The 23,924-nt window shown below is 60.9% G+C and carries 21 protein-coding genes; 10 read left to right on the top strand and 11 right to left on the bottom strand.

What is annotated here, in order from left to right; genetic code table 11:
- Positions 1–60 precede the first annotated feature (60 nt).
- From GA0061105_RS14970 to GA0061105_RS14955, 4 genes are all read right to left on the bottom strand, one after another.
- Positions 61–1,260, bottom strand: a complete 1,200-nt coding sequence (locus GA0061105_RS14970) for a mandelate racemase/muconate lactonizing enzyme family protein (RefSeq protein WP_092751123.1) — start codon at positions 1,258–1,260, stop codon at positions 61–63.
- Between the two features lie 17 nt (positions 1,261–1,277).
- Positions 1,278–2,639 (bottom strand): mandelate racemase/muconate lactonizing enzyme family protein, encoded by a 1,362-nt coding sequence (locus GA0061105_RS14965; protein WP_092751121.1) that lies wholly within the window; start codon positions 2,637–2,639, stop codon positions 1,278–1,280.
- A 67-nt stretch (positions 2,640–2,706) separates the two neighbouring features.
- Complete coding sequence (locus GA0061105_RS14960; RefSeq protein WP_092751119.1) at positions 2,707–3,873, bottom strand: mandelate racemase/muconate lactonizing enzyme family protein; 1,167 nt, start codon at positions 3,871–3,873, stop codon at positions 2,707–2,709.
- A 39-nt stretch (positions 3,874–3,912) separates the two neighbouring features.
- A complete protein-coding gene (locus tag GA0061105_RS14955) occupies positions 3,913–4,623 on the bottom strand; it encodes a GntR family transcriptional regulator (protein WP_064695737.1) in 711 nt (236 codons plus the stop codon).
- A gap of 208 nt (positions 4,624–4,831) precedes the next feature.
- Between GA0061105_RS14955 and GA0061105_RS14950 the strand changes: the two genes are divergently transcribed.
- The 6 genes from GA0061105_RS14950 (at position 4,832) to GA0061105_RS14925 (ending at position 11,296) form a co-directional block, all read left to right on the top strand.
- Positions 4,832–6,310: an ABC transporter substrate-binding protein gene (locus tag GA0061105_RS14950; RefSeq protein ID WP_064683785.1), complete on the top strand. Its 1,479-nt coding sequence runs from the start codon at positions 4,832–4,834 to the stop codon at positions 6,308–6,310.
- 73 nt (positions 6,311–6,383) lie between these two features.
- Positions 6,384–7,343: a carbohydrate ABC transporter permease gene (locus GA0061105_RS14945; RefSeq protein ID WP_092751116.1), complete on the top strand. Its 960-nt coding sequence runs from the start codon at positions 6,384–6,386 to the stop codon at positions 7,341–7,343.
- Positions 7,340–8,230, top strand: a complete 891-nt coding sequence (locus tag GA0061105_RS14940; protein ID WP_064695548.1) for a carbohydrate ABC transporter permease — start codon at positions 7,340–7,342, stop codon at positions 8,228–8,230. Before GA0061105_RS14945 ends, GA0061105_RS14940 begins: the two co-directional genes overlap by 4 nt.
- Before the next feature lie 10 nt (positions 8,231–8,240).
- On the top strand, positions 8,241–9,338 hold the full coding sequence (locus tag GA0061105_RS14935) for an ABC transporter ATP-binding protein (protein WP_092751114.1): 1,098 nt from the start codon (positions 8,241–8,243) through the stop codon (positions 9,336–9,338).
- A gap of 32 nt (positions 9,339–9,370) precedes the next feature.
- Complete coding sequence (locus GA0061105_RS14930; protein WP_092751112.1) at positions 9,371–10,531, top strand: mandelate racemase/muconate lactonizing enzyme family protein; 1,161 nt, start codon at positions 9,371–9,373, stop codon at positions 10,529–10,531.
- A 21-nt stretch (positions 10,532–10,552) separates the two neighbouring features.
- Complete coding sequence (locus GA0061105_RS14925; protein ID WP_092751110.1) at positions 10,553–11,296, top strand: ribonuclease activity regulator RraA; 744 nt, start codon at positions 10,553–10,555, stop codon at positions 11,294–11,296.
- Between the two features lie 195 nt (positions 11,297–11,491).
- On the opposite strand, the gene melA (GA0061105_RS14920) is transcribed toward GA0061105_RS14925, so the two are convergent.
- The 6 genes from melA (GA0061105_RS14920) to melA (GA0061105_RS14895) all read right to left on the bottom strand — a co-directional run bounded on the left by melA (GA0061105_RS14920) (position 11,492) and on the right by melA (GA0061105_RS14895) (position 20,561).
- Positions 11,492–12,862 carry an alpha-glucosidase/alpha-galactosidase gene (gene melA / locus GA0061105_RS14920; protein WP_092751108.1) on the bottom strand — a complete coding sequence of 457 codons (1,371 nt, stop codon included), beginning with the start codon at positions 12,860–12,862 and terminating at the stop codon, positions 11,492–11,494.
- 22 nt (positions 12,863–12,884) lie between these two features.
- Positions 12,885–14,552, bottom strand: coding sequence for an ABC transporter ATP-binding protein (locus GA0061105_RS14915; protein ID WP_064695738.1), 1,668 nt, complete (start codon positions 14,550–14,552; stop codon positions 12,885–12,887).
- Positions 14,553–14,562: 10 nt separating this feature from the next.
- Positions 14,563–15,699, bottom strand: a complete 1,137-nt coding sequence (locus GA0061105_RS14910) for an ABC transporter permease (RefSeq protein ID WP_092751106.1) — start codon at positions 15,697–15,699, stop codon at positions 14,563–14,565.
- Between the two features lies 1 nt (position 15,700).
- Positions 15,701–16,708, bottom strand: coding sequence for an ABC transporter permease (locus tag GA0061105_RS14905; RefSeq protein WP_064695554.1), 1,008 nt, complete (start codon positions 16,706–16,708; stop codon positions 15,701–15,703).
- Positions 16,709–16,885: 177 nt separating this feature from the next.
- Entirely contained in the window at positions 16,886–18,973 is a 2,088-nt protein-coding gene (locus tag GA0061105_RS14900) for an ABC transporter substrate-binding protein (protein WP_092751104.1), read from the bottom strand.
- A 121-nt stretch (positions 18,974–19,094) separates the two neighbouring features.
- Positions 19,095–20,561: an alpha-glucosidase/alpha-galactosidase gene (melA, locus tag GA0061105_RS14895; RefSeq protein WP_092751102.1), complete on the bottom strand. Its 1,467-nt coding sequence runs from the start codon at positions 20,559–20,561 to the stop codon at positions 19,095–19,097.
- 244 nt (positions 20,562–20,805) lie between these two features.
- On the opposite strand from melA (GA0061105_RS14895), the gene GA0061105_RS14890 reads away from it, so the two are divergent.
- On the top strand, positions 20,806–21,648 hold the full coding sequence (locus GA0061105_RS14890) for an AraC family transcriptional regulator (RefSeq protein ID WP_092751100.1): 843 nt from the start codon (positions 20,806–20,808) through the stop codon (positions 21,646–21,648).
- Between the two features lie 13 nt (positions 21,649–21,661).
- On the opposite strand, the gene GA0061105_RS14885 is transcribed toward GA0061105_RS14890, so the two are convergent.
- Positions 21,662–22,723 (bottom strand): class I SAM-dependent methyltransferase, encoded by a 1,062-nt coding sequence (locus GA0061105_RS14885; protein WP_092751098.1) that lies wholly within the window; start codon positions 22,721–22,723, stop codon positions 21,662–21,664.
- A 201-nt stretch (positions 22,724–22,924) separates the two neighbouring features.
- Between GA0061105_RS14885 and GA0061105_RS14880 the strand changes: the two genes are divergently transcribed.
- Genes GA0061105_RS14880 through GA0061105_RS14870 form a run of 3 tightly spaced genes read left to right on the top strand, consistent with a single transcriptional unit; the run spans position 22,925 to position 23,770 of the window.
- Positions 22,925–23,260 (top strand): helix-turn-helix domain-containing protein, encoded by a 336-nt coding sequence (locus tag GA0061105_RS14880; protein WP_092751096.1) that lies wholly within the window; start codon positions 22,925–22,927, stop codon positions 23,258–23,260.
- Positions 23,261–23,521, top strand: a complete 261-nt coding sequence (locus GA0061105_RS14875; protein ID WP_092751094.1) for a hypothetical protein — start codon at positions 23,261–23,263, stop codon at positions 23,519–23,521. It begins immediately after the preceding gene.
- Between the two features lie 9 nt (positions 23,522–23,530).
- On the top strand, positions 23,531–23,770 hold the full coding sequence (locus GA0061105_RS14870) for a hypothetical protein (protein ID WP_064695561.1): 240 nt from the start codon (positions 23,531–23,533) through the stop codon (positions 23,768–23,770).
- Positions 23,771–23,924: the final 154 nt, after the last annotated feature.

Raw genomic sequence — 23,924 nt, 5'->3', positions numbered from 1 at the left:
AGACTGGCGCCAGCCCTGTTTCCTGGCGCCGGCAAGAGAGGCACGGCAGGTGGAGGAGGTTCAGTCGAAAAAGCCCGCATCCTCTTCCCTGAGATATTTCCTCGCCGCTTCAGCGTCGATGTCGAGGCCCAGCCCAGGCGCTTCCAGTAGGTCCACCATGCTGTCCTTCACAATCTCAGGCGGCAAGCCGATTACCAGATCCTCCCACCAAGGGTCCGAAGCGGTCGGATATTCGAAGGCGATGTAATTTGCCGGCAGCGTGGCGCAGACATTGATCAACGCGCCGAGGCCCAGCAGGCCATTAGCGGTGCCGTGCGGTGCCATCAGGATCGAGTGCATGTAGGCGTGCTCGGCGACCCATTTGAGCTCGGCGATGCCGCCGATATCGGCTGGATCGGGCCCGATGACGCGGACCGCCTGCGTCTCGATCAACTCTTTGAAATTGTGCCGGAGGTAGATCTGCTCACCGGTGTGGATCGGTGTCGAAGTGGAGGTTGTCAGTTCCCGATAGGCCTGCGGGTTGACCCACGGCACGTAGTCGCCGGTCAGCATGTCCTCTAGCCACATCAAATTGTACTTCTCGACGGCGCGAGCGAACTTGATCGCATCCGGCAGCATCCAGCCCGGGCCGCAGTCGAGCGCCAGGCCGACCTTGTCACCCAGCACTTCCTTCATCGCGATCACGCAGTCGAGCATGTGATTGAAACCGCGCTCGCTGATCACGCCCTGGTCCATGGCACCGTGATAGCCGGCCTTCGTCTGCGTCACGCCGTAATGGAAGCCCTCGATGGTGTCCTTCATGTTGGAGTGGAACGAAATTCCTTGCTTGATCATGAAGAAGTTCTGCGGCTGCTCCATCATCCATTTGACGTCAGCGGCGTAATCTTCCGGCCGGTCGCCGGTGCGAATCTGGCGGACCGAGCCGTTGTAGACGCGCACCTTGTCGCGCACCTTGCCGCCGAGCAGTTTATAGGCCGGCACGCCCGCGGCCTTGCCGGCAATATCCCACAGCGCATGCTCGATCGCGCTCACCGCCGCGCCGTAGGGCTTGAAAGAGCCGCGCTGGCGGATCTTCAGCATCACTCTCTCGACATCGGTCGGGTCCTCGCCCACCAGCGCCTCGCGGAAATGCAGCACCCAGGGCTTGAGATAGGCCTTGGTGAATTCAACTTCACCCAAGCCATAGAGGCCCTCGTCCGTGACGATGCGGACGATCGGGTGTTTGCCGATAACGGCACAGCGCAGGTCGGTGATCTTCATCTTCGGCTCTTTTCGCCTCAGCTCCAGGTGCGGTCCCAGGAATATTCATCGTCCCAGTGATCCGTAGGCTGCCAGATGCCGGCGGCGCCCGGCTGCAGATGCTCTGAGATCACCTCGTCGACAACATCGTCAATCCCCAGGCCCGGCTTGTCCGGAACAGTGATGAAGCCGTCCTTCACCAGCGGCTTCGGAAGGCCGGTGACAATATCGTCCCACCAGTCGACATCGGCGGAGTGGTATTCGAGCGCCATGAAGTTTTCGGTCGCGGTCGCAACATGTGCGGCGGCCATTGCGGCGATCGGACTTTCTGCCATGTGGATGGCCATGGCGACACCTCGGTCCTGCGCCATATCGCCGATCTTCTTGGTCTCGAGGATGCCCCCACTGGAGAGCAGGTCAGGGTGGATAACGGAGACGCCGCCGCTCTTGAGCAGCGGCTCGAAGCCCTCCTTGAGGTATATGTCCTCGCCGGTGCAGATCGGCACCGTGGTGGCGTCCTGGAGCTGTCGGTATTGCTCGGTATACTGCCAGGGGATCACATCCTCGAGCCAGGCCGGCACATATTTCTCGATTCGCCTGGCAAGGCGGATGCCATTCTGCATCGAGATATGGCCGATATGATCGATCGCCAGCGGCACATCCATGCCGATGACCTCACGGACTTCGGCGATATACTGCTCAAGCAGGTCGAGGCCCTTGTCCGAAAAGTGCAGGCCGGTAAACGGGTGCTGGACGTTGTGCAGATCGTAAGCAGCGTTGCGGGTCCGTCGCTCCTCTACGGTCTTCAGCGGCCCCCGAACGGGACTGTTTCGGTACCCTTCCAGTGAACCGGCAGGAAAGACGACCGCGCCGGGGACATCAGCGATCTGCATCAGACCCAGATCCATCTTGAGGAAGGTGAAGCCGAGCTCCATGCGCTGCTTGAGGCGCCTGCCGGTTGCGGTGCCGCTTGCCACAGCGGCGTCGGTATCGCAATAGACGCGCACTTTCTCCCGAAAGCGGCCGCCAAGCATCTGATAGATGGGGACGCCATATGCTTTTCCGGCAAGATCCCACAAGGCGATTTCAACCGCCGATACGCCGCCACCCTGCCGGCCGTGGCCACCGAACTGCTTGATCCGGCGAAACAGGCGGTCGATGTCGCAAGGATTTTCGCCAAGCAACCGGCTTTTCAGCATCAGCGCGTAGGTGGCGCTGGCACCGTCGCGCACCTCGCCCAGCCCGACAATGCCCTGGTTCGTGTAAATCTTGAGCAGCACGGAGGCAAACGGCGCTCCGGTAATTTCGGCTACCCGCATATCGGTGATGCGAAGGTCTGACGGCCTGGAATGCGTGTTCACCCGATTGAGCGCCTCGTCGGCTGAATATGCCTCTGGCATGACTTTTCCTCGTTCTGGTGGGGAGCCCATCGCCGCGTAAGCTGGGGCGGTCCGAGAGCGGTGTTGGCTAGTCGAGTTCTATCTCATGGTTTTGAAGGTATTCGCGGCTCATCTCAACGCCGAGACCAGGCTTGGGCGTAAGCGTGAGGTTGCCGTTGGAAACATCGAGTGGTGTGTCGATCAGGTGATCGTATTTGCCGAGGTTCCACTCCGACGTTTCGAGCTTGTAGAAATTCGGAACGGTCATCATCACCTGCGCTCCGGCAACTACGTTGATCGGCCCTGCGGCGTCATGCGGCGAGACCGGGATGTAGTAGGCTTCACACAGGGCAGAAATCTTCTTGAGTTCGGTAATGCCGCCAGTCCAGGTGACATCAGGCATGATGTAGTCGGCGAGCCGGTTTTCGAGCACCGGCACGAAATCCCATTTCGTGTGGCCGCGCTCGCCCCACGAGATAGGGGCGCTGACCTTCTCGCGGACTTGTCTGAGAGCGTTGAGGCTCTCCGGTGGGCAGGGCTCCTCGAACCAGTCGATCTGGCCAGCTTCCTCGAGGCTTCGACAAAGGCGAATGGCGGTCGGAACGTCGAAGCGGCCATGCGCATCGATGAGGATATCGACATCAGAGCCCGCCGTTTCGCGGATCAGGGCCGTGAGTTCGGCGGCTTCGCGTTCGTCCTTGCGGGTCATGCTGCCATCGAGGTAGCCGTCCCGCTGTTCGCGAGGCTGTCCATCGGCAGTGCTGCCCTGGTAGCGGAAAGGATCGAACTTGAGCGCCGTGTGGCCGGACTCGACGATGTCTCGAATTTCCCTGACCACCGCCTCCTTGCTGGTAAACTTGGCCTGGTTGGGGTGGGTGTAGAGCGCGATTTCATCGCGCACCGGTCCGCCCAACAACTCGTAAATCGGCTTACCGAGGACTTTGCCCCTGATGTCCCAGAGGGCTATGTCGATGGCGCTGACGCATTCGACTGCGGCGCCGCGACTGCCCATGTAGGTGAAGCTGCGGAATATCTTGTGCCAAAGATACTCGATGCGCGCCGGATCCTCGCCCATCAAAGCGGCGCCGATCTGCCGCAGGATCGTGCAGAGGGCGCGATTGGCGAGCCTTGTCGTGGTGGTGATCTCTCCCCAGCCGCTCAGCCCCTCGTCGGTCGTCACTTCGACGAACAGAAACTCTCCCCAATAAGAGGCATCCGATCTGATGAGCCACGGCCGAACGCTGGTGATTTTCATCTCAACTGCCTTTACCTGAAATGTTCCGGGTAACGATATTCATCCTGCGCGAGCGGCGTTACGCGCACGCATGTGTTCGAGGATGTGCCGCCCTGAGCCTTCGACATGGCGTGCAATAAGTTCGGCTGCCTCGTTCGCCCTTCCGGCTTTGACATGCGCGATAAGCTCGCGATGCTCGCTCAGGATCGCTGCACGCCGGGCAAGCGTAAAATCGAAGCGGCGGCTCACGGCTCGAAGCACTTCGCGATGCTTCCACCAAAGCTCGGCGGCATGGCGGTTGTAGTGTTTCCGGTACATGACGGTATGAAAGGCGGTGTCGAGTTCGCTGTGCCTTACCGTGTCGGTGAAGTTGTTCTCTTCGATGAGGCTTTGGATGCGTTCGAGTTCAGCAATGTCTTCCACCGTGGCCATATTCACGAACCAGCGCGTCAGTGACGGCTCGATCAAAACGCCGATCTCGTAAATATCCCGAACAAAGTCCTGATCGATGGGCCGGACGCGCGCTCCGCGGTTGGGAACGAAGGTGACAAAGCCCTCCCCGCGCAACAGTTGCAAAGCCTCTCGCACGGGGTTGGTCGAGGTGCCATGGCGCCGGGCGAGATCGGTGATGACCAGCCGCTCGTTGGCCGCGAGCCGCCCTTCGATGATGTCGTCTCTGATCAGTTGGTAAACAGACGCGCCCTCGCTCGAGGCGCCGGTGGCGTCGATCCCCTCGGGTGGCTGTGCCTTAAATTCGTTTGTTTCGGCCAAGACTGCCCCCGATCCATACACATATTTCTTGGATATCACGCCAAATCTTCCAAAACAATGTACGATTTATCCAGTTGACAGACAATCTTTGACATGAAAACGTATGATTAGGTCGAAGGGATACATTAGGTGGGAGAATCCCACGGCCTGGGAGCAAGACCGTGCGCCTCGATGCAGAGCGGCTTGGGAGAAACCTGGGAGAATACCTATGACGAGTCTTTCGCTCGGCGGTGTCGTGGTACGCGGCACTGTATCCACTGCTTTGATGGTATCGTTGATGTCCGTGTCGGCGCTCGGTGCGCCGGTCGACTTGAGCCAGTGGTCACCGCAATATGTGCGTTCCATCGCCGGCACGCAGGAGTTCGACACGGCGGCCGATTGCGGCAAGGTCACCCCCCTCGACTATAAGGGGCGGTTGACCTTCTGGTATCAGGGCGTGTTCGAGGGCGACCCCGACCTCCTGCGCCAGTATTACAAGGACTTCTTCGAGACCTTCCGCAAAACCTATCCGAACATCCAGCTTGAGGAACAAGCCCTCACCTATAACGACCTGCTGGACAAGTTCCGGACCGCACTTTTAGGCAATGCAGCGCCCATGGCGGTCCGACTGCAAATCCTCGGCGGCACCGAGTTCGCCGCAAAGGGCTATCTCGAGCCGCTCAAACCCGAAGATGTAGGCTATTCGGCCGAGGATTTCTGGCCGGGCGCCATGAAGGCTGTGACGTGGGAGGGGGAGACCTACGGCATTCCAACCAACAACGAGACGATGGCATTCATCTGGAACGCCGACATCTTCAAGCGTGCAGGTCTCGATCCCGACAAGGCTCCGGCAACCTGGGACGACGTCGTCAAGTATTCCAAGCAGATCCACGACAAGCTCGGTATTGCCGGTTACGGCCTCGTGGCTCGCAAGAACGCCGGCAATACGCCGTACCGCTTCATGCCGCAGCTGTGGGCCTATGGCGGCGGCGTCTTCGACGAAGCGACCGCCGACCCGACCTATAAGGAGGTCCAGCTCAATAGCCCGCAGAGCAAGGCGGCATTGCAAGCCTCCTACGATATGTATGTTCGCGACAAGTCGGTTCCGGTTTCGGCGCTCACCAACCAGCAGGCCGACAACCAGCCCCTCTTCCTCGCTGGCCAGCTCGGCATGATGATCTCGCACCCGTCCGACTACAACGTCATGCTCGACCTGCAGAAGAAGACGACGGGCAGCGACAAGGAAAAAGCGCAGACTGTCATCGACAACATGCGCTACGGCCTCATTCCGACTGGCCCCGATGGAAAGCGTGCCGTCGTGTTTGGCGGCTCCAACATCCACATCCTGAAGCCCGAATATGTCGAGGGCGGCAAGGTAGACGAGCCGGCTGCAAAGGCTATCATCTGCATGTGGACGAGCCCCGAATGGTCGCTGAAGATGGCCTACGCCGGCTCGAACCCGGGAAATCTTAACGGCTTCAAGACCAAATGGATGAAAGAACGTCTGGACAGTATCAAGTTCCTCGATGTCACGACGTCGATGCTGCCCTACGGCATCCCGTTCCCGGCGCTGCCACAGTCCCCCGAGATCATGAACATCATCGTCCCTGATATGCTGCAGAATGCCCTGACCGGAGCCATGACCGTTGACCAGGCAGCGGACGATGCGGCCAAGAAGGTCAAAGACCTGATGGACGGCGGACTCTAGTCCAAGCCTGACGATCTGACCGGCTGCACCTCGATTGCAGCCGGTTTGTTCCGAAGAATAAGGGCACCGCACAGTGACGATCTTGACTGGCAAGGCCGAGGCTCGGCGAAGACTGCGACCCGATCGGTCCGGCGCGCTGCGAAAGGTTTGGGAGCATCGCGCTGACTACGCGTACGTGCTGCCTGCGCTCGCCGTGATGCTCATCGTCATTGCCTACCCGATCTATTACACGATCGAGCTGTCGTTCTTTAATACACCGCCCGCCTTGCAGCTCCGGGACAAGATCTTCGTCGGTTTCGACAACTACATCGCAATCCTCACAAGTCCGGTGTTCTGGACGGTCACCTCGAACACTCTCATCTGGACACTGGCATCCACATTGATCGCATTTGTCCTGGGATTTGCCTGCGCCCTGGCGCTGCATCGTGAATTTGTCGGCCGTGGCATACTGCGCGCCGTCCTGATCATTCCCTGGGTCATCAGCGCGGTCGCCGCGTCCTATATCTGGAAGTGGATCTACCATTCGGACTTTGGAATAATCGGCGCGGTGCTGGTCGGCCTCGGATGGGCCGAACGGCCGCCGAATTTCATCGACAGCGTCGGCACAGTGCTGCCCTCCCTGATCGTCGTCAATATCTGGCGCGAGTTTCCGTTCGCCATGATCATGATGATGGCTGGGCTGCAGACGGTTCCCGACCAGTTGCTGCGCGCCGCAAAGGTCGACGGAGCCAATGCATGGCAGCGGTTCTGGCACGTCACCTTCCCGCACCTGAGAAACGTCTCGACGGTGACGATCCTTCTGCTGGCAGTGGCCAACTTCAATTCTTTCATCATCCCCTGGATCATGACCGGCGGCGGACCGTCGAACGCATCGCATATCTGGATCACCCACATTTATGAACTCGCCTTCGGCCGCCAGCGCTGGGGGGTGGCATCGGCCTATTCGGTGCTGCTGTTCCTGATCCTGATGGCGCTCGGCTACTTCTACGTCCGTGCGCTGACCGGCAACGAGCAGAAGGATGGGAGCAAATGAGCGCAATTGCCGAGACTACTCATCGGCGCCTGACCCATCGCCGTATCCGCATCGATGGGTGGCGGTGGGGCGGACGTATATTCCTGGTGTTCATGCTGCTTTACACCGCATTGCCGATGATCTGGATGCTGAGCACCTCGATCAAGTCCGGCTTCGCGGCGATGCAATTTCCGCCGCAATGGTGGCCGGATCAACCCACCCTCGCCAGCTATCAGAAGCTTCTCGACCCGCAAAACAGCGTCGGCCAGGACTTCTTGCGCTTCTTCTGGAACAGCCTTTTCGTGTCCACCGCCACGACCATCCTTTCAGTGATCGTGGCGGTTCCTGCGGCCTATGCGTTTTCGCGCTTCACCTTCCCTGGCAGGAACTTTCTGTTCTTCGCCGTCTTGCTTCGCAACATGTTCCCGGCAGTGATCTTTCTCGTGCCGCTCTTCATCCTGATGCGCGCGATCGGGCTCGTGAACACGCACGGATCGCTTGTCCTCACCTACCTCACATTCGGTCTGCCGCTGGCAATCTGGCTCCTCAAGGGATTCTACGACAACATCCCGGTGCAGCTCGAGCAGGCGGCGCGCATCGACGGGGCGACGCGGTTCCAGGCCTTTGTGCGGATCGTGATGCCGCTCTCGGCGCCAGGAATCATCGCCACGGCAATCTATTCCTTCATCGGCGCGTGGAACGAGTACATCTACGCCTACACCTTCCTCTCGAAGAACGAGCAGCTGACTCTGCCGGTCGGCATCCAGCGCTTCTTCTCGGAAAACACGACGGACTTTCCGGGTCTGATGGCGGCAAGCTTCATGATGAGCGTGCCCGTCGTCGTCCTGTTCCTCGTCCTACAACGATACTTCGTACGCGCCCTCACCGAAGGCGCAGTCAAGCATTAGGGAGTTGCCGGTGGCCCACGTGGTCCTCAAAGATCTGGTCAAGACCTATGGCGCCTTCAAAGCTGTCAACGATGTTTCGCTGACGGTCAATGACGGCGAATTCGTTGCGCTCGTCGGCCCTTCAGGCTGCGGCAAGACAACCACGCTCAATCTTGTAGCGGGGCTTATTCCTATTACTTCTGGCGACATCGTCATCGGCGACCGGGTGGTCAATGACCTCGATCCCAAGGACCGAGACATCGCAATGGTGTTCCAGAACTACGCACTCTATCCGCAGAAATCTGTCTACAAAAATCTGGCGTTTCCGCTGCAGATGCGCAAATTGCCACGGGACGAGATCGACAGGAAGGTCAGGGAAGCGGCGCGCGTGCTCGACATGACGCAGCTCCTCGAGCGCAAGCCGCGCGAACTTTCGGGCGGGCAACAGCAGCGGGTGGCACTCGGCCGTGCGCTCGTTCGCGATCCGGCGGTATTCCTGATGGATGAACCGCTGTCCAACCTCGACGCGAAACTGCGCGTGCAGATGCGGTCAGAGATCAAACGTTTCCACCAGGATCTCAATGCGACAATCATCTATGTGACGCACGATCAGCTCGAAGCGGTAACCATGGCCGACAGGATGGCGGTGATGAACGGTGGTTACCTGCAGCAATACGATACTCCGGCGCAGGTCTTTGCCCATCCGGTGAACATGTTCGTGGCCAGCTTCGTCGGCAGCCCGGCGATGAGCCTCATCCCACTGGAGGCATCAACGGCAGGCGGCGACAATGTGTTGATCAGCGCGGAGGGCTGGCGCCTCGAACTTTCGCCTAAAAACGCCCAGAAAGTTGCAAGGTCATCCACCAAGAAAATCGTGCTCGGCGCACGTCACTCGACGATCAAGCTGCACAAGAGTGCGATGCCGGGAAGCATCCCTGCCAAGGCCTACACGGTGGAGCCGACCGGGGACGTCACCTTCGTACAGGCTTTCCTGTCCGGCGCCCTCGTCAATGTCAGCGTGCCGCCGACCATTGCCGTCGCGCCAGACGAACAGATTTGGCTCGAGTTCGATCAGGAGCGGATGCATCTGTTCGACGGCGAAACAGAAATGGCGCTGAAGGCCAACTGAGACCAAGCGGATGCGTGCAAAACGAGGCGTGGATGACGAAGCTTAAAATCACGGCGATCAAGCCCTATCCTGTATGGGTCGGAACGCGCAACCAGATGCTGGTCAAGGTCGAGACCGACCAGGGCATCTTCGGCTGGGGCGAGAGCGGCTTGAGCGGTCGCGAGAAGGCCGTGGCCGGGGCGATCAAGCATTATCGCGAATTTCTGATTGGCCGCGACGCGATGCAGATTGGCCGGATCTGGCAGGAAATTTATCGCAGCCAATACTTCGAAGGCGGGCGCGTTCTGCAGGCGGCGATTTCGGCTATCGACATTGCCCTTCACGACATCAAGGGCAAGGCGCTGGAGGTGCCGGCCTATGAACTGCTGGGCGGCAAGCAGCGCGACCGCGTTCCTACCTTCGCCTCGACCGGCGACGAGGCCGAGGGCGAGGTTGCCATCGAGCGCGCCCACGAACTACGCGCACAAGGGTGGCAGGCGATCCGCTTCTTCCCCATCGGGCAAAACAGCAAGAACATCTTTGAGCCGCGGGAGTCGATCGGCGCTACCGCAACGATGCTGAACAAGGCGCGCGAGGCAATGGGCGACGACGTCGTCCTCGGCATCGATTATCATCATCGGCTGTCGGTGGCAGAGGCGGCGAGTTTCTGTAACAAGCTCGGCCGTGGCGTGCTTGATTTCCTCGAGGAGCCGATACGAGACGAGACACCCGAGGCCTACGAATCCCTGCGCACCATGACCGACATCCCGTTCGCGATCGGCGAGGAATTTGCCAGCAAGTGGCAATTCCTGCCCTACATCGAGCGTGGCATCCATCAGTTCAACCGGCTCGATGTTTGCAATGTGGGCGGGCTCACCGAAGCGATGAAGGTCGCTGGCTGGAGTGAGGCGCACTATGTGGATCTGATGCCGCACAATCCCCTCGGGCCAGTCTGCACGGCCGCGACCATTCATCTCGCCGCCGCGGTAGCGAATTTCGCCTGGCTCGAGACCAGAGCGCCCGAGGCAAAGCTGGGCTTCGACAATTCCGACTTCTTCCCCGTGCAACCACGGCTCGACGGCCCGGACTATCCGGTCAGTGATCTGCCGGGCCTCGGCGTCGAGGTCAACGAAGAGGCGATTAAGGCAGAGAGCTTTCGTTTCTGGGAAGCGCCTCACCTGAAGCGCCGCGACGGTTCTGTCACAAACTGGTAGTTTCATCCACCGGAGCCTAAGATGACGCATACGCCCGATATCACGCGACCGCCCAGAGACATGATCGACGCGCTGAAGGAGATCGGCGCCGCGACCATTGCCGGCACGCTCGGCCACATGGGCTTCCGCAATCCGCATTTGGTCGGTCCCGTGCCGCAGACCCGCGGGAAGTCTATCGTTGGACCGGCGCTGACGCTTCAATTCTTGCCGCAGCGGCCGGACCTCTTCACCGAGGGAGAATATGCAGACCCGGAGACGCAGTTGCACCGCCATGTGCTTTATCACGTGCAGGAGGGCGATGTGGTCGTAGTCGACGCGCGCGGTGACATGAGCTCGGGCGTCTTTGGCGATATGATGTCGACCTATTTCAAGGGCAGAGGCGGCGCTGGCATCGTCATCGATGGCTGCATGCGCGATCGGCCTAATGTCGAAAAGCTCGATCTCGCCCTCTGGCTGCGCGGCTGGACACCCAACTACCATGTCCAGACCAGCATCTATCCGAACGCCGTCAACGTTCCGATTGCCTGCGGCGGTGTCACGGTCATCCCCGGCGACATCATCGTCGCCGACGATGATGGGGTGGTGGTTCTTCCAGTCGCAATGGCCCCGAGGGTCATCGAAGAATCGCAAAAGCATCACGATTGGGAGGAGTTTTCGCGGGCGAAGCTTATGGAGGGCGGGTCGCTGCAGCGCTACTACCCGCTGCATGACGATGCCCGCGGAGAGTATGAAGAGTGGCGCAAGATCAACCGCTTGAGAACTTAGCCAATCGATTATCCCAGGGCGGACGGGCGAACTTTCTGGTGTGTCGCCAGCGTCTAGACCAAAGGCACGGCATCGCATTTCGATATGCCAGACGGGATACAGCCGAGGTTGGCCCAATATCACCTTCTCAATCGCAAAAGCCCCGCGGTTGTTGCCACCGCGGGGCTTCTTTGACGCCTCACCCGGGAGAGGGGGTCAGGCGGCCTGGACTTTACGGTTCGTGCGGGCCCATTCCGGCAGCCAGTCGCCATGGGCGGCGAGCAGGTCGTCGACCAGCGACCAGATCTGGTCGAGGTCGAGTTCGGCCGCCGTATGCGGGTCCATCATCGCGGCGTGGTAGATGTGCTCGCGATTTTCCGTCATCAGCGCCTGCACCGTCAGTTCCTGGACGTTGATATTGGTGCGCATCAGCGCGGTCAGCTGCGGCGGCAGCTCGCCGATGAAGGTCGGCTGGATGCCGGAGGCGTCGACCAGGCAGGGCACTTCGGCGGCGCAATTCTCCGGCAGCGAGGTGATGCAGCCATTGTTGCGGACATTGCCGTAGATCACCGAGGGTTCGCCGGTCCAGACCGAATTGATGATCGAAGAGGCATATTCCTTCGACGGCTGAACCTCGATCTTGTCGGCCGAGCGGTAGGCCTCGGCCTGGCCCTTCCAGCGCTCGATCTGCTCGATGCAGCGCTTCGGATATTCATCGAGCGGGATGCCGAATTTCTCGATCAGGTCGTCGCGGCCCTCCTTGATGAAATAGGGCGTGTATTCGGCGAAATGCTCGGAGCTTTCAGTGACGAAATAACCGAGCCTGGTCAGCATCTCGTAGCGCACCTTGTTCGGGCAGCGCGGGTTCCAGCCGGGCTTCGGCGCCCTGCCCTCGCGATAGGCGCGCAAGAGATCGGGATAGAGGTTGCGGTAGGAGCCGTCGGCCTGGCGATGCTCGAACTTGAGATAGAAGGCCATGTGGTTGATGCCGGCGGCGCGATAGCGGATTTCCTCGTAGGGAATGTCGAGGTCGTGCGCCAGTTCCATCGCCGTGCCCTGCACCGAATGGCAGAGGCCGACCTGGCGGATGGTCGGATATTTCGCCGATATCGCCCAGGTGTTGATCGCCATCGGGTTGACATATTGCAGCATGATCGCCTCGGGGCAGACGGCGAGCATGTCCTCACAAACCTTCCAGAGATGCGGCACGGTGCGAAGCCCGCGCATGATGCCGCCGACGCCGAGGGTATCGGCAATCGTCTGGCGCAGACCGTATTTCTTCGGCACCTCGAAATCGGTGACGGTGCAGGGCTCGTAGCCGCCGATCTGGAAGGCGACGACGACGAAATCGGCGCCGGATAGCGCCTTGCGCTGGTCGGAATAGGTCTCGGCTTTCGCCGTCACACCGAGCGTTGAGATCAGCTTGTTGACGACGATGGCGCTTTCCTCAAGCCGCTGCGGATTGAGATCCATCAGCGCGATCGTCGCGCCCGACAGCGCCGGGCGCTGAAGCACGTCGCCGATGATGTTCTTCATGAAGACGGTGGAGCCAGCTCCGATGAAGGTGATTTTGGGATTTCCTGCCATTATAGCCTCCGGCATTCGATAATCATGCTACCTCGAAAGCGGCCTTGACGAGCCGTTCGGTGTAGGCGGTCTTGGGATTGGTGAGAACTTCGTTGACGGGGCCCTCTTCCATGATCTTGCCATGCTGCATGACGATGACGCGATGGCAGAGCGCCCGCACGACCTTGAGGTCGTGGGAGATGAAGAGGTAACTCAGGCCCCGCTCGTCCTGCAGCTTGCGCAAGAGTTCGATGATCTGCGCCTGGACGGACAGGTCGAGTGCGGATGTCGGCTCGTCGAGCAGGATGAATTCCGGCTCCAGCGCAATGGCGCGGGCAATGGCGATGCGCTGGCGCTGGCCGCCGGAAAATTCATGCGGGAAACGCGACAGGATGTTGCCGGGCATGCCGGCTGATATCAGCGCCTCGCGCACCCGGTCCTGCCGCTCGGCCCTCGTGGCGCCGAGCCGGTTGACGACGAGCCCTTCCTCGATGATCTGGCCGATCGTCATGCGCGGGTTGAGCGATGAGAACGGATCCTGGAATACCACCTGCATGCGGGCCCTGAGCGGTCGCATCTCGGCCCGGGAAAGCCCGTGGATCGGCTGGCGGTCGAAATGGATCTCGCCGGCCTGCGGCGTGTTCAGCCGCAGGATCGCCTGGCCGAAGGTGGTCTTGCCGGAGCCGGACTCGCCGACGAGGCCGAGGGTTTCGTGACGGCGCAGCGTCAGGCTGAGACTGTCGACGGCGACAAGCTCGCGCATCTCCGGTTTGAGGAAGGTGCCGTGGCGCAGCATGAAGCCGACCCGCACGCCCTTGGCGTCGAGGATGACGTCAGAGCCCTCGGGCAGCGGGTTGGCTTGCCCGCGCGGCTCGGAGGCGAGCAGATGCCGGGTGTAGGGGTGCTGCGGATCGGCAAACAGCGCCTCGGTGATGTTGTGCTCGCGCACCTCGCCATGCTGCATCACATAGACGTAGTCGGAGAACTGCCGCACCACCGTCAGATCGTGGGTGATGAGGATGACAGCCATCCCCAGCTCTTTCTGCAGGTTGCGGATGAGGTTGAGGATCTGGGCCTGCACGGTGACATCGAGCGCCGTCGTCGGCTCGTCGGCGATCAGCACGTCGGGATCGTTGGCGAGCGCCATGGCGATCATCACGCGCTGGCGCTGGCCGCCGGAAAGCTGATGCGGATATTGCCGGAGCCTGGCAGCCGGATCTGGGATCTGCACATGTTCGAGCAACTCGAGCGCCCGCTTTTCCGCATCCCGCTTGCTGATCCGGCGGTGGACGCGGATCGCCTCGACGATCTGGCTGCCGATCGTGTAGATCGGGTTCAGCGAGCTCATTGGCTCCTGGAAGATCATCGATATGCGGTCGCCGCGCAGCTTGCGGCGGGCCCGCTCGGAGAATTTCAGGATATTGCTGCCGTCATAGGAGACGGTCGATTTTTCCGAAACGACGGCGCGCTTCGACAGGAGGCCCATCACCGTGCGCGCCGTCACCGATTTGCCCGAGCCGGATTCGCCGACGATGGCGATCGTCTCGCCGCGATAAAGCTGGAAGGAGACGTCCTTGACGGCTTCGATCATGCCGTCCTCGACCTTGAAATTCACCGCCACGTTGCGGGCGTCGATGATCGGGGTATCCGAGCGGCCGTCATGGTCGTGACGGACGGGCGGGGCGAAGGAATTGACCAATGCAAGAGCCATATCGATCACCTCAATAAGGATCGACCGCGTCGCGCAGTCCGTCGCCGAGCGCATTGAAGGCGAAGACGGTGACAAGCACGAAGCCGACGGGGGAGAGAATCCAGGGATAGGAGCCGATAACCGAATAGGTCGCCGTGTCCTGCAGCATCAGGCCCCAGGAGATCAGCGGCGGCTTGACGGCAAAGCCGAGGAAACCGAGGAAGGATTCCAAGAGCACGACGCTCGGTATGTGCAGCGTCACCGCGACGATGACGTGGCTCATCACGTTCGGCAGGATATGCTGGATGATGATGCGCCGGTCAGTGGCGCCGACGGCCATCGCCGCCCGGACATAATCGATGCGCGCAAGTGCCAGGGTCTTGCCGCGCACCTCGCGCGACATCTGCGCCCAGCCGAGCGCCGACATCACGACGATGACGAAGGCGAGGAAGACATTGGTCGGCGCCGTCACCGGGATCAGCGAGGTCAATGCCAGATAGAGCGGCAGCTGCGGGAAGGCGAGCACCAGCTCGACGAAACGCTGCAGCCAGATATCGAAGGTGCCGCCGAAATAGCCGGACACCATGCCGACCGTGGTGCCGATGATCGTGACGATGAAGACCACGGTCAGTGCGATCATCAGCGAAATGCGCGAGCCGATGATGGCGCGCGACAGCACGTCGCGGCCGAACTTGTCGGTGCCGAGGAAGTGCACCGGCTGGCCATCGGTCGAGCCGAAGAAGTGGCGGTTCGCCGGGATCAGGCCGAACAGCTTGTACTCCGCGCCCTTGACGAAGAAGCCGAGCAGCCGCGGATTGTCGTAGTCGACGCCAACGATCGGCTGGAAAGTGACGGGATCGAGCTCCTCGGAATCCGACAGCGCATAGACGCGCGGCTGGAAGACGAAGTTGCCGTCCCTGTCGTGGAAGCTCATCACCTGTGGCGGCGCGAAGCCGACATCGGTCGCCTTCGGGTCCATCGGCGCGAAGAAATCGGCAAAGACCGCCATCAGAAGCAGGAGCCCGACAAGCACCAGCCCAGCCATGCCGGTCCAGGAGCGCCGCAGCCGGCGCCAGACAAGGGCCAGATAACTCTCGCTGCCGTGCGCAGGCTTCCTGATCGCGGGTTCGGTGGTCGGCGGCGTGTCGGACGAGTCGAAAGCAAGCATCTCAGGCTCCTCCGTATTGGCGCACGCGCGGGTCGAGCAGAGCGAGCAGCATGTCGGCGATAATATTGCCGACGATCAGCGTCGCCGACAGCACCATCATGAAGGTCGCTGTGACATAGACGTCGCCGATTGCCATCGAGCCGACGATCGCCGGGCCGACGGTCGGCAGCGCGAAGATGATCGCGGTTTCGATCTCGCCGGTCAGCATGTAGGGCAGCACGACACCCTGATACATCACGAGTGGGTGCAGCGCGTTCGGCACCGCATGGCGCATCACCACCGCGCCGCCGGAAAGCCCCTTGGCCTTGGCCGTCTCGACATATTGCGCATTCAGCGTGTCGAGCAGATTGCCGCGCATGACGCGCATATTGTAGGCGAGCCCGCCGAAGGTGGCGATCGCCACGACCGGCCAGACATGGCTGACGAGATCGACGAATTTCGCCCATGACCACGGCGCTCCGCCGTATTGCGGCGAGAAGAAGCTGCCGATCTCCGTCACGTTGAACTGGAAAACCAGGAGATAGACGATGATCAGCGCCATCAGGAAGCGCGGCACCGTCATGCCGAGGAAGGATATGCCCGAGAGCAGGCTGTCGATCCAGCTATATTGCCGCGTCGCCGCCCAGATGCCGAAGCCGATGCCGAGCACCGAGGCGAAGATGTGGCAGACGAGCGCCAGGAGCAAGGTGCGCGGCAGGCGTTCGCCGACGACGTCGGCCACCGGCTTGTTGTAGAACATGCTGTAGCCGAAATCGCCGCGGGTGATGATGCCACCGATCCAATTGACATATTGGACGACCATCGGCTTGTCGAGGCCGTGTTCGACCCGATATGCCTGCGCCTGCGCCTCGGCCTGGGCGTAGGATGCGCCGCCCTGGTTGATCAGCTGGGATCTTATATAATCGGCATAGTCGCCGGGCGGAGCCTGGATGATCGCGAAAGTCACCACGCTCAGGATCAAGAGAACGGGGATCGCGGAGGCTATGCGCACGAGCAGGAATCGCAACATCGGACGGTTCGCTTCGCTTTGCCGCCAGTCGCTCCTGTCGGCGCGGCCGGCTCGTTGGTCATATCAGGCCGCGCGCGGCACGCGCGGCCCGGAACTCACTTCAGCTGGGAGGAAACCCTTCCCGCGCGTCGCATCCGATGCGACGCGCTTCAGCTCTTCGTGTCCAGGCGACAGATCTCAGTTGATTGGACCCTTGTCGCCGGGCTTGCCGGGCAGCTGCTCGGGGAACAGCTCATATTTGCCCTGCTTGTCGGTAGCCACCCACAGGCGCTCGCGGATCACCGAGTCTTCAGCCCAGTTGAACATCATGATCGGCGTTCCCTGCGGCACGTTCGAGAAGCGCTTGTTGACGATCAGGGCGCCGGGATATTCGGTCAGGCCGACCGTGTTGACGTGCTCCGTCGAGATCTTCTGATACTGCTTCATCAGATCGACCCGCTCGTCATTGTCCTGGCTCGTCCTGAACTTGTTGACGACGTCGACAAGCTCCTTTTCGAACGGCATCAGGTCGAGCTGGTCGTCCTTGCCGGCGCGATGGTGCCAGCTGGTGCGCGGACCGACAGGGGCGAGCTGCTCGGTATTCTGCACCACCGACGACAGCTCCGTCGTGTTGCGCTGGATCAGCCAGTCGAAGCGGCCGGCATAATGCGCGTCGTCACGCTTGGCGCCGTCGAGGGCATTGATGACGATCTTCAGGCCGAGCTTCTCCATCTGGCCGACGACGCCTTCGGCAAGGCTCTTGTCGGTCGTGTACTGATTGTTGATCAGCATGACGATTTCGACATCCTTGCCGCCCGCCGTGCCGGCCGGGAAGTTCACGATGCCGTTGCCATCGCTATCCTTGAGGCCGGCCTTGGCGAGTTCGGCCTTGGCGCCTTCGAGATCGAAAGGATAATAGACGGTGGAGTTGCGGTCGTAGAAGCTGGTGCCGGAGGAAAGTCCGCCCGGATAGATCGCCGTGAACGGCCCCTTGACCAGCGAGTCACCGATCGCCTTTCGATCCAGCGCCATGCTGACGGCCTTTCGGAAGTCCTCGTTGCGGTTGAGCTCGCGGATTGCCTGGCCGCGCTCGTCCGGGTTGCCCCAGCCATTGGCGGAGAAGTTCATGCGCAGGTTATAACCGATCAGGCGTGGACCAAAAGCAAGCCGGGCGGGCGCGGTCTTTTCCGCGGCGCGCTTCAGCGATGCCACGAAGTTTTCCGGTTGCTCGAGGTTGGAGAAATCGGCGGACCCGGCCACTGCCTGCACGTCACGGTCGGCCCAGGTCGAAAGCTTGTAGTGCAGCTCGTTGAGATAAGGCAGCTGATTGCCCTTTTCATCGACCTTCCAGTAATAGGGATTGCGCCGCAGGACGATGATATCGTCGGGGCGATATTCCACCGGCACCCAGGCGCCCATCACAGGCATGTTCATGAACTCCGGCGGGAAAGCGTTCTTGAACTGGTCGTAAGTGTTCTTCGAATATTTGGGATGCTGGGGTTTCAGGATATGCGACGGACCCGGGCAGAAGTTCGGGTAGGACATCGTGTAGAGATATTGCTTCGGGAAGGCCTCCTTGAAGGTCCATTCGACCGTGTAGTCGTCGATCTTCTTCAGCGTCGTGCCGACGCCGAAGGCTTCCGGCGAGGCGCCGCCGCCGAGGGGCGAGACGTTCGGGTCGATGACCTCGTCCTCCCAATAGAACATGATGTCGTCGGCGTTGAACGGCGCGCCGTCCGACCACTTGGCGCCTTCGACCAAATGCATGGTCAGCTTATGGCCGTCTTCCGACCAGTCCCAGCTCTTGGCAAGGTTCGGCAGCGGCTCAGTATCCTTGGCTTCCACCTGGAAGAGCGGTGCGGTGCGTGTCAGGCATTCGGAAAGGCCGATATCGATGCCGCCCCAGCCCTGCGTCTGGCCGGCGCCGTAGTTCCAGCCTTCCGGCCGGCCGCCGATGACATGGCGCATCGTATCGCCGTAAACGCCGGTTCCGTCGGGCATATTGCCGGTCTTGAAGACCAGCGGCTCCTTCGGCAGCCGGTCTTTGACCGCCGGCAGCTTGCCGCTGGAGACGAAATTTTTGGTGATCCAGTCGGGCTCGTGATATTCGGGCAGCGCCTTGAACTCCAGGATGGAGTCGCGCGCGACATAGTTGATCTTCCCTTCGGCCGGGAATTCCGGCGGCACCGGCGGAACGGTCGCCTCGGAGGCATAGGCATTCAGCGCCATAACGGAGACGCCGAGCGCCAGTCCGGCGAGAATGCTTGTCTTGCGGAAATTCATCATCGTTTCTCCCTCTGTTTCGGAGCGCGGTTCACGCCGCTCCATTCCTCGCACGATGTGAAAGCGGGCTGGATGTCATGGATTTCCCTCCCGGAGACCCATGACGACCCGTCCTTCACGACATTCACACGGCCTGTTTCAGCCCTGCCTTTTCGGCGCGCAGTTCCTCGATCGAGCGGACGTTGCGGCGCGCAGCGCCAGCCCAGTCGCGGGTCTGCACCTTCGATTTCGACAGCCGCTCCTTGGCGGCCGGCACGGCATCGGCATATTGCGGCAGCCAGCGCGCCTGGGCAACGACCATCTCGTCGACCATCTGCCAGACCTCCTCCGGCGTCGAGACGGCGCCAACGAGCGGATCGTGCAGCACGGCAAGCTTCAAGAGCTCGATATCGCCCGACACGGCCGCGTGCACCGACATGCGCTGAACGTTGATCGAGGCGATGCAGGTGGCAGCGCAGGCTTCCGGCAGGGTGACACCGGAGACCATGTTGATGCCGAAGCGATCGACGAAGCCGGGCGATTCGATGATCGCATCGGCCGGCAGGTTGGTGATGACGCCATTGTTCTTGACGTTGAAATGGCCGCGATAGACACGGTTCGTCTCCAGCCCCTCAAGGATGTGGCTCGCATGTTCGTTCGAACGCTTGGCGGGATCGATCGGCTTCGATGCGGATTCCAGAAATTGCGGAAATTCTGTCTCGAACCAGTTGCGCGTTTCCGTCGAGTGACGGAGGTAGCCGCCGGTCTCGCCGTGGATCCAGTCGGACATGTCGATCCAGCGGGTGATTTCCTCCGGCCGCTTGCGGTACCAGGGCAGGTATTCCGACAGGTGGCCGTTGCTTTCGGTGGAATAGACGCCGAAACGCTTCAGCACATCGATGCGCAGCTTCTCCTGCTGCGAATAGACCGGATGCGCCTCGAAGGCGGCGACCAGTTCATCCTTGCCGATCTTGCGGCCATTGAGGCGCAGGTCGATGAACCAGGTCTGATGGTTGATGCCGGAGCAGATGTAATCCAGCTCGCGCACCGACTTGGCACCGAGCACCTCGGCGATCTGTTCGGCGCCATGCTGGACGCCGTGGCACAGGCCGACGGTGTCGACTTTGCCGTATTCGATCGCCGCCCAGGTGTTCATCGCCATCGGATTGGCATAATTCAGGAATTTGGCACCCGGTTCGGCGACCTCTCTTATATCCTTGCAGAAGTCGAGAATGACGGGGATGTTGCGCTGGCCATAGAGAATGCCGCCGGCGCAGATCGTGTCACCGACACACTGGTCGATGCCGTATTTCAGCGGGATCCTGATATCGTCGGCATAGGCTTCGAGCCCGCCGACCCTGACGCAGCTGATGATATAACGTGCACCTTCCAGCGCCTTGCGCCGGTCCGTTGTCGCCGTCACCCTGGTCGGCAGCTTGTTTGCCTCGACGACTCGGTCAAGGATCGCCTTGATCATCTCGAGATTATGTTCGCTGATATCCGTCAGCGCGAATTCGATGTCGCGAAACTCCGGAACGCACAATATGTCGGTGAACAGCTTCTTGGTGAAACCGACGCTGCCCGCACCGATGATAGCGATTTTGAAACTCATGATCTTCACCTCGACCCAATCGAATGCTAGAGAAAAGATTGAAATGGAGGATCAGGCCGCATGCCGGCGCATGTGGTTGGAAAAGCCGTAAAACTGCCTGTTTTCCTCCCGGCCGCTCTCTCGGCCGTGGTCCCTTCTTGCTTGTCGAGCGGGATTATGCCCGAAATCGGCAGGCCGAACAGAGAAGGATTATGCTTTCAGGGGTAATTTTGTGCTGCAGGATTTGATTGCTAATGGACAGTCGATGAGGACGGTTTCGCTGCCCCGCGGCCGCCAGCGATTGCATGCCATGCCGACCAGTGCCGGCTATGAAGTGCGCGAGAATGAGACCTATGACTGGGATGGCCGCAGGCGCGGCCAAACGCCTTTCACCGTACTGCAGCACACGATCAGCGGCAGCGGCCGGCTGCGCTACCAGAACCGCAACTATCGCCTGCAGGGCGGCGACACACTGCTGGTGCTCGTCCCGCATAACCACCGCTATTGGCTGGAGAAGGGCGAGCGCTGGGAATATTTCTGGATCTCGATGAACGGCGAGGAGACGCTGCGCATTCACCAGCTGGTGCTTTCGACCGCCGGACCGGTGCTGAAGCTGCAGCCCGCGACGGTCGATCATCTGGCCGATTGCAGCCTGCGACTCGTAAAGGGCGCGACCTCGCCGGGGGCGGCCTCGGCGATCGCCTATGAAGCGGCGATGGCGCTCTATGACGACGTCTTCGCCTCCCCGGCCTTTGCCGCCGAGCTCAGTTTGATGCAGCCGGTAATCGACCATATCAATGCCAATCTCGACAAGCCGCTGCCGGTCAGCGAGCTTGCCGGCATTGTCGGCCTCAGCCGCGCGCATTTCTCGCGCAGCTTCGCCGAGAGCGAGGGCATGCCGCCGGCCGAATTCGTGCTGCAGCAGCGGCTGCAGCGCGCCGTCAAGCTTCTGACCAAGGCAGACTTCCTGCCGGTCAAGGAAGTCGCCATCATGTGCGGCTTCGAGGATGCCAATTATTTCTCGAAGGTCTTCCGCCGCGTTTACGGCACCAATCCCACCGAATTCCGCACGACCGGCATGTATGCCAGCATCGGTAAGCCGAGATAGCCGCTTTGTTCTGTCAGGCCCGAACCTCGAAGACCATGTTGAACGGCGTTTCCGTCGCCCGACGGAAATGGGTGAATCCGGCGTCGAGCGCGACCTTGCGCAGCTTCATTTCTCCCGCCTGGGCGCCGAGCCCGAGCCCCACCTCCTGGGAGAGTGACGCCGGCGTGCAGATCATCGTTGAGGCGCCGTAATAGACGCGGCCGACAGGATTGAGGTTGTCCTTCAGATGGTCATGGGCAAAGGGCTCGACGATCAGCCAGGTGCCGTTCGGGGCAAGCGTCTCCTTGACGTGACGCCCGGCGCCGACCGGATCACCCATATCGTGAAGGCAGTCGAACATGGCGACCATATCGTAACCGTGCCCCGGAAATTCGGCCGCCTTGCCCTGTTCGAACGTCACGCGATCGGCCACTCCGGCCTCTTTGGCGGCGGCCCTTGCCCTTTCGATCGATGGGCCGTGATAGTCGAAGCCGGTAAAATGCGAGGCGGGGTAGGCCTGCGCCATCAGAATGGTCGAGGCGCCGTGACCGCAGCCGACATCCGCGACGCTGGCGCCGGCCTTCAGCTTCTCCTCCATCTCGGCAAGTGCGGGAATCCATTCGTTGACGAGATGGCTGTTGTAGCCCGGCCGGAAGAACCGCTCGGTTCCCCGGAACAGGCAGGTGCTGTGTTCATGCCAGCCGAGACCCTTGCCGGTGCGGAAGGCTTCGGCGACCTTTGCTTCGTCCATCCACATGGATTGGACGACCTCGAAGGCGCCTACGAAAAAGGCGGGGCTGTTTTCCTCGGCGAAGACCATCGCCTGTTCCGGCGTCAGGCTGAAACGATCGGTTTTTTCGTCGTAAGTGACATAATCGGCGGCGGCCTGGGCGCTCAGCCATTCCCTGAGGTAGCGCTCCTTCACCCCCGTTTTCGCGGCAAGCTGCTCGACGCTCAAGGGCGTCCCGTCGGCCATCGCCTTGAACAGCCCCACCTGGTCGCCGAGCACGACCAAGGCGCCCGACATGGCGGCGCCGACGTCGCCAACGAGACGACCGACAAGGGCATCGAGTTTCTGCATATCTGGCTCGCGCATCGTTTCCTCCCGGGCGAGATAAGGGAGCCCTAAATTAGGCTTTGAAGATACTCAGTCAATCAACCCTCGCCCTCACCCAATCAGGTAGGTCGTCAAAGGTCAGGCAAACCAGCGGCCGCCCGGCGTTCAGCATCACATGCTTGCTTTCGCGGCCTGCGGGCACATCTTCATTGCTGACCCAGGGCAAGGATCGGAGTCTCAATGCAAGACGGTTCACCGTGTCTATCTCCCGCTCAGTGCCGCGCCGCGCGGGCACTCATCGCGTGGTCCGAGGAGGAGCTGTCTTCCGCCTCGCAAGTGGCCAAGGCGACGATTGCCGCTTTCGAGGCCGGAAAACTTCTTCCCAACGAGCAAACTCTCCAGGAAATGAAGCGCAGCCTGGAAAATGGAGGCGTGTTTTTCATCGCGGAAAATGGCGGCGGCGCCGGCGTTCGCTTGGCAAGATCGACATCGGCTACTATAGACACTGACGAGACCGAGACGGTCCAATATGAAGAATATCTGAAAAATGACGCCCCTCCCGGCGCTGGCGGATGAATGGCAAAGAAGCAGACGTTTGAACACTCCGAACTGGCGGGGGAATTCACCGATGACGGCGTGACGGTACTCGTCGACATCTTTCGGACCTCCGGCAGCAATGAAGACTGGACGATGGAAGTCGTCACCCAATCGGAGGATCTGATCCGTTGGGACGAACCCTTTGCGACCGACCGGGAGGCCTTCGACGAATTCCTGGCGGTCGTGGCGCGGGACGGCATCCGGTCCTTCCTCGACGATGAAGAACCCTCCACGCATTGAGGAGTAGGTGTGAAAAGCATCAATGATCTCGTCGCCTCGGCGAAAACCGTCTGCGAGCGATACCGGGCCGGGCGGATGGAGCGCGAGACCGTGCGGGAATGGGTCCTCCGGCTGGGCGCTTATCCCTCGCCGTATGGCGACCGCGTGCGCGAAGCGGCCGAATGGTTCCGACTGCACAATCGCGAACCTGTTTCCGAAGATATCGTGCTGGGGGACATCGACCGGCTCGAGGCGATTTCAGCGCCTTGATCGGGGCGTGCGAGCTCTGTCTGGAATAACTTCGTCCTCGATCCGGACTGACGCAATTACGCCGTTACTCGACGGCGTAGGACCAATGACGATTATGAGCCTTATGCATAATGGCTTATCCAGCTTCGAGAGGGAGAGCTCTGGGAACTATGCA

Source organism: Rhizobium aethiopicum (genome assembly GCF_900094625.1).
Classification (GTDB): domain Bacteria; phylum Pseudomonadota; class Alphaproteobacteria; order Rhizobiales; family Rhizobiaceae; genus Rhizobium; species Rhizobium aethiopicum.
The sequence above is the reverse complement of the archived record's forward strand: the minus strand, read 5'-3'. Positions and strand labels throughout refer to the sequence as shown.